This is a genomic window from Bradyrhizobium sp. Kon58 (genome assembly GCF_055807455.1).
The window spans coordinates 48,250-60,896 of record NZ_JBVVOT010000021.1; the positions used below are offsets into that span (position 1 = coordinate 48,250).

General features: G+C 60.9%; 13 protein-coding genes and 1 pseudogene. 9 read left to right on the forward strand and 5 right to left on the reverse strand.

Going from position 1 to position 12,647, the window contains the following annotated elements; translation table 11 throughout:
* Window position 1: 1 nt before the first annotated feature.
* The 3 genes from AC0L20_RS27910 to AC0L20_RS27920 all read left to right on the forward strand — a co-directional run bounded on the left by AC0L20_RS27910 (window position 2) and on the right by AC0L20_RS27920 (window position 3,406).
* On the forward strand, window positions 2-1,075 hold the full coding sequence (locus tag AC0L20_RS27910) for a branched-chain amino acid ABC transporter permease (RefSeq protein ID WP_473293913.1): 1,074 nt from the start codon (window positions 2-4) through the stop codon (window positions 1,073-1,075).
* 44 nt (window positions 1,076-1,119) lie between these two features.
* Window positions 1,120-2,403, forward strand: coding sequence for an ABC transporter substrate-binding protein (locus AC0L20_RS27915; RefSeq protein ID WP_007601959.1), 1,284 nt, complete (start codon window positions 1,120-1,122; stop codon window positions 2,401-2,403).
* Window positions 2,404-2,563: 160 nt separating this feature from the next.
* Window positions 2,564-3,406 (forward strand): ABC transporter ATP-binding protein, encoded by an 843-nt coding sequence (locus tag AC0L20_RS27920; RefSeq protein ID WP_354129500.1) that lies wholly within the window; start codon window positions 2,564-2,566, stop codon window positions 3,404-3,406.
* Here the strand turns inward: AC0L20_RS27920 and AC0L20_RS27925 are convergent.
* Window positions 3,403-4,557, reverse strand: a complete 1,155-nt coding sequence (locus AC0L20_RS27925) for an AGE family epimerase/isomerase (protein WP_473293914.1) — start codon at window positions 4,555-4,557, stop codon at window positions 3,403-3,405. The genes AC0L20_RS27920 and AC0L20_RS27925 overlap by 4 nt on opposite strands.
* An 86-nt stretch (window positions 4,558-4,643) precedes the next feature.
* Here AC0L20_RS27925 and AC0L20_RS27930 point away from each other — a divergent pair, with 86 nt between their 5' ends.
* Both AC0L20_RS27930 and AC0L20_RS27935 read left to right on the forward strand, forming a co-directional pair.
* Entirely contained in the window at window positions 4,644-5,867 is a 1,224-nt protein-coding gene (locus tag AC0L20_RS27930) for a phenylacetate--CoA ligase family protein (RefSeq protein ID WP_473293915.1), read from the forward strand.
* Complete coding sequence (locus AC0L20_RS27935) at window positions 5,864-6,325, forward strand: DUF3768 domain-containing protein (RefSeq protein ID WP_473293916.1); 462 nt, start codon at window positions 5,864-5,866, stop codon at window positions 6,323-6,325. Before AC0L20_RS27930 ends, AC0L20_RS27935 begins: the two co-directional genes overlap by 4 nt.
* Window positions 6,326-7,227: 902 nt before the next feature.
* On the opposite strand, the gene AC0L20_RS27940 is transcribed toward AC0L20_RS27935, so the two are convergent.
* A complete protein-coding gene (locus AC0L20_RS27940) occupies window positions 7,228-7,998 on the reverse strand; it encodes an outer membrane protein (RefSeq protein ID WP_473293917.1) in 771 nt (256 codons plus the stop codon).
* Between the two features lie 465 nt (window positions 7,999-8,463).
* The gene (locus AC0L20_RS27945; protein WP_473293918.1) at window positions 8,464-8,787 is read right to left on the reverse strand and encodes a hypothetical protein; all 324 of its coding nucleotides are present in this window, start codon (window positions 8,785-8,787) and stop codon (window positions 8,464-8,466) included.
* Window positions 8,788-9,330: 543 nt separating this feature from the next.
* On the opposite strand from AC0L20_RS27945, the gene AC0L20_RS27950 reads away from it, so the two are divergent.
* A complete protein-coding gene (locus AC0L20_RS27950; protein WP_473293919.1) occupies window positions 9,331-10,029 on the forward strand; it encodes an outer membrane protein in 699 nt (232 codons plus the stop codon).
* Between the two features lie 223 nt (window positions 10,030-10,252).
* Here the strand turns inward: AC0L20_RS27950 and AC0L20_RS27955 are convergent, their stop codons facing one another.
* Together AC0L20_RS27955 and AC0L20_RS27960 are read right to left on the reverse strand one after the other, a co-directional pair.
* Complete coding sequence (locus AC0L20_RS27955; protein WP_473293920.1) at window positions 10,253-10,504, reverse strand: hypothetical protein; 252 nt, start codon at window positions 10,502-10,504, stop codon at window positions 10,253-10,255.
* Window positions 10,505-10,575: 71 nt separating this feature from the next.
* Entirely contained in the window at window positions 10,576-10,908 is a 333-nt protein-coding gene (locus AC0L20_RS27960; protein ID WP_473293922.1) for a hypothetical protein, read from the reverse strand.
* 494 nt (window positions 10,909-11,402) lie between these two features.
* On the opposite strand from AC0L20_RS27960, the gene AC0L20_RS27965 reads away from it, so the two are divergent.
* From AC0L20_RS27965 to AC0L20_RS27975, 3 genes and pseudogenes are all read left to right on the forward strand, one after another.
* Window positions 11,403-11,624, forward strand: coding sequence for a hypothetical protein (locus AC0L20_RS27965; protein ID WP_473293923.1), 222 nt, complete (start codon window positions 11,403-11,405; stop codon window positions 11,622-11,624).
* 161 nt (window positions 11,625-11,785) lie between these two features.
* A pseudogene (locus tag AC0L20_RS27970) lies at window positions 11,786-12,139 on the forward strand (recombinase family protein); the annotation flags it as partial.
* 18 nt (window positions 12,140-12,157) lie between these two features.
* On the forward strand, window positions 12,158-12,520 hold the full coding sequence (locus tag AC0L20_RS27975; RefSeq protein ID WP_473293979.1) for a recombinase family protein: 363 nt from the start codon (window positions 12,158-12,160) through the stop codon (window positions 12,518-12,520).
* Window positions 12,521-12,647: the final 127 nt, after the last annotated feature.

A 12,647-nucleotide genomic window follows, 5' to 3' on the forward strand; every position in this document is an offset into this window, starting at 1 on the left:
CATGGCCGGCCCCGCCCTCATCCCTGCTGGTGATTTCCGCACCTCTTACGCGGCCGACACCACGATCTTCCCGACCACGACCAGCCGCAATTTTGCGATCGCCGGCGTGCTGGCGCTGTGTCTCGTGCCGCAATTCCTTGGCGGCTATTGGCTCAGCATCCTGATCCAGATCGGCATCTTCTCGATCGCTGCGCTGGGGCTGAACATCCTGGTCGGCTTCACCGGCCAGATCTCGATCGGCCATGCCGCTTTCTTCCTACTCGGCGCCTTCACGTCGGCCTACATCTCCAACAGCACATCGATCCCGGTGTTCTTCGCGATCCCCCTCGCGGGCGTCGTCACTGCGCTGGTCGGGCTGATCTTCGGCATCCCGGCGGCGCGGCTGAAGGGGCTTTATCTTGTGATCGCGACACTCGCGGCACAATACATCCTGCTCGACTTCTTCTCCCGCGCCGAATGGTTCACCGGCGGCTCGGTGCCGGCCAGCGCCAATCCGTTCTCGATCTTCGGCTACACGCTGCGCGGCGACAGGCAGTATTTCTATGTCGTGCTCGCCTACGTGGTTGCAAGCTACGTCCTCGTCACCAATCTGATGCGCACCCGCGACGGCCGCGCGCTGGTGGCAATCCGCGACCATTATCTCTCCGCGGAGATCATGGGCATCAACCTCACCAAGTATCGCACGCTGTCGTTCGGCCTCGCCGCGTTCTTCGCCGGCATCGCCGGCGCGCTCTATGCGCACTACCAGCTCGTGGTATCGCAAGAGGGTTTCGGCATCGAGCGCTCGATCCTGTTTCTCGCCATGATCATCATCGGCGGCACCGGTTCGATCATGGGCACGCTGATGGGTACCGCGTTCGTGGTGCTGCTGCCCGAGACGATGGAGTTCCTCAGCGTGGCGCTGAAGGGCGGTGCGATCGACAAGGCGCTGTCGCTCAACAACAACATCACCTTCCTGCGCGAGATCGCGATCGGGGTGATCATCATCGCGTTCCTGATGTTCGAGCCGGACGGGCTCGCCCATCGCTGGCGGCAGATCAAGGCGTATTGGAAACTCTACCCGTTCTCGCATTGAGCGCGGGCAACTCTAACCAACAAATAAACAGGAGGAGGCAACCAATGAAGACAAAATCCTTTTTGAGCACCGCGTCACTTGCGCTGGCGATCGCCGCATTCTCGTCAGGCGCGCAGGCGCAGATCGCGATCGGGCATCTCGCCGATTATTCCGGCGGCACGTCCGACGTCGGCACGCCCTACGGCCAAGCCGTCGCCGACACCTTCGCCTGGGTCAACAAGAACGGCGGCGTCGGCGGCAAGCAGCTCAACGTCGACACCAACGACTATGGCTACCAGGTGCCGCGCGCGATCGCGCTCTACAAGAAGTGGTCCGCGCCGGACTCCAAGGTCGCGGCGATCATGGGCTGGGGCACGGCAGACACCGAGGCGCTGACCGGCTTCCTCGCACAAGATAAAATCCCTGACCTCTCCGGCTCCTACGCCGCCGCCCTCACCGATCCCGAAGGTGTCAGCGGCAAGGCCAAGCCCGCGCCCTATAATTTCTTCTATGGTCCGAGCTATTCGGACTCGCTGCGGGCGATGCTGATGTGGGCAGCCGAAGACTGGAAGGCCAAGGGCAAGTCCGGCAAGCCGAAATTCGTCCACATGGGCGCCAACCACCCCTATCCGAACGCACCGAAGGCCGCTGGCGAAGCTATGGCGCAGGAGCTCGGATTCGAGGTGCTGCCGCCGCTGGTGTTCGCGCTCGCGCCGGGCGACTACAGCGCGCAGTGCCTGAGCCTGAAATCCTCAGGCGCCAACTACGCCTATCTCGGCAACACCGCCGCGTCCAACATCTCGGTGATGAAGGCCTGCAAGACCGCCGGCGTCGACATCCAGTTCATGGGCAATGTCTGGGGCATGGACGAGAACGCCGCCAAGACCGCAGGCGATGCTGCCGACGGCGTGATCTTCCCGCTGCGCACGGCGGTGAGCTGGGGCGGCGATGCGCCCGGCATGAAGACGGTGATGGAGATCTCGAAGATGTCCGACCCGACCGGCAAGGTCTATCGGCCGGTGCACTACATCGCGGCGGTGTGCTCGGCGCTCTACATGAAGGAAGCGATCGATTGGGCCGCCAAGAACGGCGGCGCCACCGGCGAGAACGTCGCCAAGGGCTTCTACCAGAAGAAGGACTGGGTGCCGGCCGGTATGGAAGGTGTCTGCAATCCCTCGACCTGGACCGATAAGGACCACCGCGGCACGCTGAAGGTCGATCTCTACCGCACCAAGATTGCGGGCGCGACCGACGGCGACCTTAACGACCTCATGGCCAAGGGCGCGATCAAGCTCGAGAAGGTCAAGACCGTCGAGCTCCCGCGCAAGCCGGAATTGCTGGGCTGGTGAGCTTAACGCTCACCTCACACACAAATGTCATCCCTCGCCTTGTGCGCAGCGCGCACTGGAGCGGGGGATCCAGTACGCCGGGGCCTCTCCGTGAGTCTCAGGGGTCTCTGGAATACTGGGTCGACCGGTCAAGCCGGGCGACGACAGCGGAGTATGAGGCATGACCGAAATTCACGAAGCAGCAGCTCGTCCCTCCCCCGGCATCGTACCCGCACCGCCTCTTCTTGCCGTGCGCAACATCGAGGTCGTCTATGACGACGTCATCCTAGTGCTGCGCGGCCTCAGCCTCGACGTGCCCAAGGGTGCGATCGTGGCACTGCTCGGCGCCAACGGCGCCGGCAAGTCGACGACGCTGAAGGCGATCTCAGGATTACTCAAAACCGAGGACGGCGAAGTCACGCGCGGCGAAATCTTGTTCGAGGGCGAGCGCATCAACGGCATCGATCCCGACAAGATCGTCCGCCGCGGCATCTTCCAGGTGATGGAGGGCCGGCGCATCGTCGCCGACATGACCTCGCTGGAAAACCTCAAGCTCGGCGCCTTCACTCGCAGGGACCGCGAGGTCGGCGCCGATCTCGATATGGTCTTCAACTATTTCCCGCGCCTGAAAGAGCGCACCGGACTTGCCGGTTATCTCTCCGGCGGCGAACAGCAGATGCTCGCGATCGGCCGCGCGCTGATGGCGCGACCGAAGATGATCCTGATGGACGAGCCCTCGATGGGCTTGTCGCCGCTGCTGGTGAAAGAGGTGTTCTCGATCATCCAGAAGATCAACCGTGACCTCGGCGTCACCATTCTCCTGGTCGAGCAGAACGCCCGCGCCGCGCTGTCGGTAGCAAGCCACGGCTACATCATGGAGCAGGGCAAGGTCGTGCTCGACGGCACCGCGGACGAATTGCGCGACAACGAGGACGTCAAGGAATTCTACCTCGGCGGCGCCGGCGACCAGCGCAAGAGCTTCAAGAACCTCAAAAGCTTCAAGCGGCGCAAGCGCTGGCTTTAACCTTCCAATACCTGTTCCGCTTCCGTGACTGCGCAGAGAACATGATAGAACGACGACGCAGGAATGGTGTCGATCAGCGATTTGCCGTCGCGCTCGAACTGGTCGTACCATCCGCCCCGCACGGGATGGCTGAGATAATGGTGTTCGAGCCGCGCCAGCGCCACGCGCGCCTCGTCCGCCGCACCCGCCTCGCCGGATTCGGCCTGCGCGATCCAGGCCTTCGCGATTTCGGTCTGTGGCCACAGCCGGCGCGTAGTGCGGCGAATCTTGCCAGCGTCGTCGCCCTCGTCGATCAGGCAGCCGGTGGCCTCGTCGCGATAGCGCAGCGCGGTTTCCAGCAGCTCGGCGCGCCGCTGTCCGGTCGGGCAGCCCGTGATGCGTTCGAACCCCTTCAGCAACCAGACCCATTCCGCCTGGTGGCCGGGCTCGACGCTGACCGGCGCGATCTTCGACCAGTCCTCTTCGAAATATTCGCCGAGCGCGCGCGTCCGCTTGTCGTAGAGATTGGCGAGGAACAGCGCGAAGAACTCGCCGGCACGGTTCTGGAACGACAAATCGTGGGTCGCGTCGAAGCACGCGATCATCGCCTCGAACAGATGCATATGCGGGTTCTGCCGGCGCGGCAGCGAGACCGGAAGGCCTTCGTGGACGCCGCCGTGCGGCGAGCGCAGATGGCCATCGAGGAAGGCGAGCAGCGCATCGATCTCGGCGCGAATTTGTGCGTCCTGGTCGAGCGCATAGACGGCCGCGAGCGCAAACAGGATGAAGGCGTGGTCGTAGGCGTCGCGCCGGCCGTCCAGCACCGCGCCCTCCGGCGTCAGCCAGTGCACGTAGCCGGGCCGGCCGTCGGGGGCCTTTGCTTTGGCGAGCAGATGCTCGAGGCCCTTCAGTGCAATGACGCGCCCCTCAGGGTACCAGCCCATCTGCGCAGCCTTGGCGTAGCACCAGATCTGACGTGCCTGCACGAACACCCGGCGCGGCGCGGTCACATCCGCCGTGCCGTCACGATGCAGCCGATCGATGAAACCACCCGCGCCATGGTCCCAGCCGACCGTCGACCACAACGGCAGCGCCTCGTCGATCATGCGGCGCTTCAGGCGCGGCACGACGTCCGACGCCTCGTCCGCCGCACTGATTCCCTCGTCCGCCATCGCGTCCTCTTCAAACCTCACCAATGGCCGTCTGATACCCATGCCGGCGGCGGCACGCAACGGATGCCAACACGGAAAGATCAGCCATGACCGCCCATTACGACGCCCTCGAGACGCGCGAGCAAGCCGCGCGCGAGGCCGATCTGTTCGCCCGCCTGCCCGGCGTGCTGCGCTCTGCGATGACCGCGCCCGCCTATGCCGATCGGCTGAAAGGCGTGAATCCGGCCGCCGTGACCTCCAGGGCGGCCTTGGCGGACCTGCCGGTGCTACGCAAGTCGGAACTGCCGGCCCTGCACAAGGCCTCCACGCCCTTCGGAGGGTTCGTCGCGGCGGCGCCCGGCTCCTTCGCCCGCCTCTTCACCTCCCCCGGGCCGATTTTCGAGCCAGAGGGGCGGCAGGCCGATCCGTGGCGCGGCGCACGGGCGCTGTTCGCGGCCGGGTTCCGGCCCGACGACATAGTGCTCAACACCTTCAGCTATCATCTCACCCCCGGCGGCTTCATCTTCGATGCGTCGGCCCGCGCGCTCGGTTGCGCCGTAATCCCGGCCGGTCCAGGGAATACCGAGCAGCAATTCGAGCTGATCGAGGCCTACCGTCCCGTCGGCTACAGCGGCACGCCGGACTTCCTGAAGATCTTGCTCGATGCTGCCGCAAGCTCAGGACGCGACGTCTCCTCGATCAAGCGAGCGCTGGTCTCGGGCGCGGCCTTCCCGCCCTCGCTCCAGGCGGAGATCAAGGCGCGCGGCATCGACGCCTACCAGGCCTTCGGCACCGCCGATCTCGGCCTCATCGCCTTCGAGACCGTTGCGCGCGACGGCATGGTCGTGAACGAGGATCTGATCATGGAGATCGTCAAGCCCGGGACCGGCGATCCCGTGGCACCCGGCGACGTCGGCGAGATCGTCGTGACCTCGCTCGACCCGCACCATCCCTGGATCCGGCTCGCTCTCGGCGATCTCACCGCGGCACTGCCCGGGACCAGCCCCTGCGGGCGTACCAACATGCGCATCAAGGGTTGGATGGGCCGCGCCGACCAGACCACCAAGGTCAAGGGCATGTTCGTCCGCCCCGAGCAGGTCGCCGAGATCGGCCACCGCCATCCCGCGCTCGGAAGATTACGCCTCGTCGTCACGCGCCAGGGCGAGGCCGATGCAATGACGCTGAAAGCGGAGACGGCGGTCGCGAACGACGCGTTGCGCGAGGAGATTGCAAGCACCTTGCGCGCAGTGACGAAGCTCGGAGGCGAGGTTGAACTGGTAAGGCCCGGCGCGCTGCCGAACGATGGCAAGGTGATCGCGGACGAGCGATGACGCCCTTCTTATTTTTGAATCTCCTTCGTCCTTCCCTGCTAACAGGGAAAAGAACAACGAACCTAGGCCCGAAGGTGCTGGTGATCGTGCCGCGTGATCTAAAGATCAACCGTCAGCTTAATGATGAGCTGCGGCAGCATTTGCTCGGTGGTGGGACGTTGGTAAGTCCGAAAATTGCGGCATTGGCTTTGCCGAAATTACGCAGACTGGTCGAACAGCTGGCAAGATATGACAACTTCCCCAGAGTAACCGACCCATTGGGAGAGCATGCTTTCGGCACTTTTGAGTTCGAAGGCGCCACGGTGGTCTTTGAAATCATTGTTCAGCCCTCCGCAGCGCATTTGGGATCACAATCTTCCGAGCCGGCGGGAGGCGAACGACTGATGATCGTCATGCTTGACGACGAATCCGTGTTGCTGAATGGCAAGAAGCTCACTCCAACTATCGTCGCGATATGAAATAGGCTGACCTAAAGATTCTCTTTGATGCTCTCCCTTTAGCGATCGTGGTGCATGGCGCAGAATCTCGTGCGCGATCGGCTTGATGGCGGTCCATTCATGGTCGGCGAGTTCGTAGCGCATGATTTGAGCCCCCGACGAAGTGGAGGACTTGAATCATGGTTCGGGGCCCAGGCTCAACTGGCAGTTATGCACCCGAAAGCCAGCCTTTTATGCTCAGACTGAGTTTTGTCGTTCATAATCCATTGCTGACTTCGCTCAGGCCTTCTCTCGTAGGGCGCTTAGGTCGAGAAATCGCGACTGGGACCTCCGCCAGAAAACCTTTCCGGGGTGTCTCTCGACCCATGCAGGTGTGCTGCGTTTGTATTCGCGGCCTATCAAATGATACCGCGGTGGCGGTGACCGAGTGCTACTGGAAAACGACGATAGGCCGTCCAAGAAATGCTTGATCCCGCCAAATGCCGTGCGATTGCGGAAGAATACAGCTGTCGCGCGAACGCCAATGGCATGAGTAAGCGGTTAGGCAATGTCCTAATGAGCGTGTCGAGGAACTACATGAGTCTGGCTACCCAGCTGGAGCTTCTTCGGCAGGTCGAGGAAGAAGAGGCTGAACGCTGTTTTCACCAGCGATCCCGTTGAAGCCCCGTTGCCCCCAGCATTATGTGCGCGGCTGAGTTCTGAGCCCGGGCTCCTAGGTACAACGGGAGCGCCTTGCGTCCTTGCGGGACTTGGCTGATCCATCCGCCGGCCTGAGCGTGGACGCTTAGGCCTGACTAGAACCGTGCATTGAGGGGCTTCACTCTTGCGCCTGGGTAAAGCGGGCGTCAGTGAACAACAGAACACGCAAAGAAGCCGGCGCAAGGCCGGCTTCTGCGTATTCGAGTGCTGAGAGAAAGCGAAGCTCAATACCTCGCGGCGGCCGGCCCACCGAAGCGGTAGTTGAGGCGCGCCGTGACCACGTCGACGTCTTGGCTGATGCGATCAACCCGGACGAGGGTCCCCGCCGGAACGAGCAGACCTGTCGACGACATCGTTACATCGCGATCACCCATGAACATGTGGTTGTACTCCACGCCGACCGACCAGTTCGGTGCGAAGCCGTACTCCAAACCAACGCCGACGGTTCCGCCCCAGCGGGTTTCGGTAGCCGAATCGAAGGCCAGGTCGCCGGGAATGGTTCGACCTGTGTACTTGTCGCGGGTGACGGCCGCGCCGCCCTTCACATAAAGCAGCGCATTGTTCCAGGAATAGCCGACCTGTCCGGTGAAGAGGCCGAAAGCGTCGATCTTGGACTGGTTCCGGGCGATGATGAAGGTGCTGGAGTTCGAACCGTCAAAGTCTGCCCAGTTTCCCTGTGCTTCGAGGCCGAAAACATAAGTTCCGGTCTGCCAACGGTAGCCGATTTGACCGCCGACCGTGCCGCCAGATGCATCGTGGCAGCCTTCAGCACCGGCGGGAACAACCGCAAATACACCGAACTGGGTCATATCCCAGCACTTGCGGCTCGTACCCCAACCGCCGTTTGCGCCAATGTAAAAGCCGCTCCAGTCATACATCGCAACCGCCATCGGAGGCGCCTTGGTGTACGGACGGGCCGCCAGATCGGCTGCGCTCGCCGGAGCTGACAGACCCAGAGCGAGTGTCCCGGCCGCAGCCGCTAGAAGCCTTTTCATACGCGTCTCCCCAGGAAAATGAGTTCAATGAATCGGTGCGTTCGCCCACCTGCCGATTGCAAGCTAGGGCATTCGCTCCTCGGTTGCTGTAGTCGGCTTGCAACACCGGCTTACAAAAAAGGGCTCGAAATCTCGTACTTGTCAGCGATGGCGGGAACCAAAACCCCCGATTGGGGGATAGGGGCGGGTCGAGCGGATCCAAAAACGTCTCCGCGGGTGAGCCGGGGAAGCTTTTTAAAGCCACAGAATGATCTGCGACTTCGGAAATAGCTTAGAACCGGCCGTGCTGTTCCGTGCGTCCCGTGAGACGAAGCCGCCGTATTATTATTTCTGCGCGAGCCACTATCACACAGGCGCGAGGCGTTTCCGGTTCTGGCCCTTCGGCGACTTCAGGAGATGGCCGCTTTTTCGCCACTGTTGAGATAGAGCGGACGTCGGCGGCCAGCTGCTTAATGAGTACACGCCCTAGTACGCGAAATATTCGACTTCGCCGATCGTCAGCAAGATGATGGTGCGTAGGGCAATCGCCGCGGCCACTAAGACGAGTGGCGCACACTCCGGCGCCTGCTCACGTACATCAACAGGGGCAAACCAGGTCCCTTCCGTTAAAGGTAATTGAGCAAAGCAACTGACTGTTAGGGCCTGGTTTCTCACGAGAGCTGCTTCGGTTTTCGCATCGGCGTCAACTGAGGGTGGCGGTCCATACCGGGCTTTTAAAAAATGCCCGGGGGTCTTGGTCGTGTAAACGGCATAGCATGACGCGGGATCGGCGCGGTCGAACTCAGGCACCGCGGTCCGATCAATTTGGGCAAGTTTTACGGCCGCCGGGCCAGAACTCAGCGTGAGGCAATGCCGGGCTCTCTTTTACGCTCCCCATGAACCGCAACGGCGCGCCCCAACGCCCGTATCACCCCCTCACCTTAGGCGACCGGTGTCGTCACGACTGGTGCAGCCAGCGGCGACAGGCTCGCATTGTCCGGTGTGGCTCCTTAAAGAGTCGCAGCGCGCCTCGGCCAGTTCCTAAGATGCAGAGGTCTGACGTTGCGCAAGCCTCGAGTCACCTTTCAAACCTGGCAGCGCGACGCCCGCTTTGGCGCCGCAGCGACGGCAAGGTTCCATCAGTCAGCTGGCCAAGCCTTACTCGCTTGATTTCGCAAGCGCGGAGTGACAGCGATTGGCGCTGAAGTTCCGCAATCAAGCGCCGTTGCCTGCGGTCGTGCGCGAAAAGGGTGCTGCTTCAGCATCTATTCCGCTGTGTGTCTGCCGCGCTACAGCAAATTCGATGAGTTGGGGTAGTAGCTTTGGCACACTTTGAAACCTGAGAGACTCGAAATGAAAAAGTTCCTTCTCGCTACTGTCGCATTTGCCGCCCTAGCGGGTACAGCATCTGCGGCTGATATGGCCGCGCGTCCTTACACCAAAGCCCCAGCGATGCAGCCTTCGCCGATTTACAACTGGACCGGCTTTTACATCGGCGGTCACGTCGGCGGCGCATTCGGCGGCGATAACAACATTCTGGCCCCCGGCTTCACCGGCACCAACAGCAACGACGGTGTGTTCATGGGCGGCGTGCAGGTCGGTTACGACCATCAGTTCTCACCGAACTGGGTGCTGGGTCTTGAAGCGAACTACAGCTTCCTCGACACCAATGACAATCCCTTCGTCAACCGTGGGCTCGGTTCGGTCACCGGTCGCCTAGGCTACACCTGGGGTCCGGCGCTGCTGTACGTCAAAGGCGGTTATGCCTGGGCTGACTCCCGCCTTACGAACGGTTTCGGCGGCGGCACCTTCACCAACAACGGCGGTGGTCGCGACGGCTACACCGTCGGCGGTGGTCTCGAATACCTGTTCGCCCAGAACTGGTCGGGTAAGGTCGAATACCAGTACTACGACTTCGGCACGCGGAACGCTCTCTTCACCAGCGCCGGTGGTGTTGTTACCGCCGTCGGCTTCCGCAATGACGAGCACACCATCAAGGCCGGCCTGAACTACCGGTTTAATTGGGGTGCCGCCTCGGCTTCTCGTTACTGACGGCTTACGTAATATACTTAAAGGGCCAGCCATACGGGCTGGCCCTTTCTCCTAAGCCGGAATGGGGTGGCGCGAGGATTGCGTGTCGGTCAAAATACTCACCCGACTGAATCCGGTCGAATAGGCTTTGCCGAGCTCAAAACACCTGCTCCGGTCTGCGCTGCCATTGGCGCGCCAGAAGAATGCGCAGACTGCCTCCAAACTCAAGCTATCGAAGCTATTGCTATAACGCTTCAGTTTCCTTGCTGCGGGAGCTGCGTTTGTCATCAATCACAGCGATCACGCCATCGATGAACGCTTGACACTCAGCGTGGGTCTTGAAAGTGCCCTTGTACTTCCCGAATAGGAAGACGGTCCGGCCGTGACCCTTTCCGAAAAAGTATTGGCCGACGTGTCCGCCGCCTTCGTCTTTGAGCTCAATGCTACCAAGGCTTTGCACTGACTTGAGGTCTGTTTCGGGTAGCTTGATCCGCACATGTGTCTCCGTGATTCATGGCCGAGCTAAGGACGTTAGCGGCCTCAGCGTCAACTTGCGTGGCTAGCAGATCAGCGCTTCGCCGCGTTAGCAGCCAATTCCATCGCTAGCTCCAGAGCTGCAACTCCAATTTGATCTGAAGAATTAGATTTGCAGCGCCGGTCCATCCAAGCAACGATCGCGGAGAAATCGCCGCCCCCGACAATGTCCCTCTCGGCACTCACGTTTAGTCCGCTGACGAAGCCTACGACCCAGGATTCAAAGGCTGCCTTTACGACTAAGTTCTTCTTCCTATTCAGCCAGGCGGTACAAGATTGCGAGCCAGCGCCCACAATCGTTGATCCGGCGTTCAGGCAGGTTATCGGCAGAAGTAGCATCACCGCTATAGCGAGCACTCGTTTCATCTTTTTCTCGAATCGAACGACCACCTTGGGCAGGCAGTCTGACCGCTGCTTATTCAGCTTGGACGCTACCGGGCAAAGAAGCCGCTCAGCCGTTTAGAGGCAAGGATATTATTTGCCTGCGATCCGCGCTGGCCAGGCGATCACCACCGGGATTAATCGGATGTGGCGGGCGTCGATTGCGAATCTCGCACCTGAAGACCAAGGGAATCCGGGAGCGGCGGAGCCGTTTGCTTGGGCGCTAGCCGGTAACCCGTGCAATTCGTCGGATTGAGGTCTTGGAGGCCGCGGCGATAAACCCAATCCTGGCTACACTTCTACGCGCCAGATCATGCTGACGGCTTCTACACCCACTGAGATGTTCATTTCCATAAGCGGAGTCCAGTTTGTGAGCTCTCGACTTGAGATAATTTCGATTTGCCGAAATATCGCTTGCGCCGTCGGGCAAAACAGGTGCTTATAGAGCGCTGGTCCTACGAAATTGAAGGAGCAGCCGAATGGCGGAGGAAGGCCAAGCATCTAGCGAGCTGTCGAAGATCGCCCAGCTCAATGGCGACTTCAAACGGAATTACGGCATTCTTCTCGGCGCATTTCTGTATCTGAGATCTATAAGCGCGGCACGGCAGCGATCCTGGCTTTGGGCCGGCTTGGCATCCGTCATCTGCTCGGTTGTGCTGAACTGGGTCGGCAAGCATCTCTCTTCCTGGTCTGGTTGGTGATACTATCGGCTCTCACTCAACCTGGCGGAGGCAGAAGCATGGCCAACGCACTGATCCTTCGGCGTCGGGCCGATGTAGCGCCGACGAAAACCGGGCGCGCGGCCCAGTATGTGCGCATGTCAACGGACCATCAGCGATACTCGACCTAAAACCAGGCGGCTGCTATCGCCGTCTATGCCGCGCAGCACAGTCTGATCATCGTTCGCACCTACGCAGACGAGGGCAAGAGTGGCCTTCGCATTCATCGCCGCGAAGGCTTGATTGAGCTGATAGACGATGTCCGCAGCGACCGGGCGGACTTTGACCATGTACTGGTTTACGACGTCAGCCGCTGGGGAAGATTCCAGGACATTGATGAGAGCGCGTATTACGAGTTCACCTGCCGTCAGGCTGGGATCAAGGTCTGCTATTGCGCCGAAGAATTTGATAACGACGGCAGTGTGATTGCGACCATAGTGAAGAATCTCAAGCGAGTGATGGCGGCCGAGTACTCAAGAGAACTTTCGGTCAAGGTTCACGCCGGCGCCTGTCGAATGGCGAGCCTTGGCTTCAGGCAGGGCGGCGCCATCAGTTACGGGCTCAAGCGCGAACTGGTTGATGAAGACCGCTGCTCGAGAGGCATCATTCTGGGCAGCGGACAGCGCAAACATTTGCAGACCGACCGGGTCCTCGTCCAACCCGGCCCCCTGCACGAGCAGCAAATCGTCGCCCAGATTTTCCGTGAGTATGTTGTCCGACGACGGTCGCAGGCGTCGATTGTACGCCTGCTCAACAACGAACAAGTTCCCAATCATCGGCGAACGCCATGGTCCGAGGGGATGATCCGCAATATACTGAGCAACGAAGCATCGGCAACAGCGTCTATAACCGCAAGTCGTTCCGGCTCAAGCAGGTGATGAAAAAGACCCCCCTAAATTATGGGTTAGAGCGACTGGCCTCTACGAGCCAATCGTTGACAGAAGCATTTTTCTCAAAGCTCAAGAGCTTCTGAAAGAGCAGTATGTCAGGCTTTCGGACGAGCAA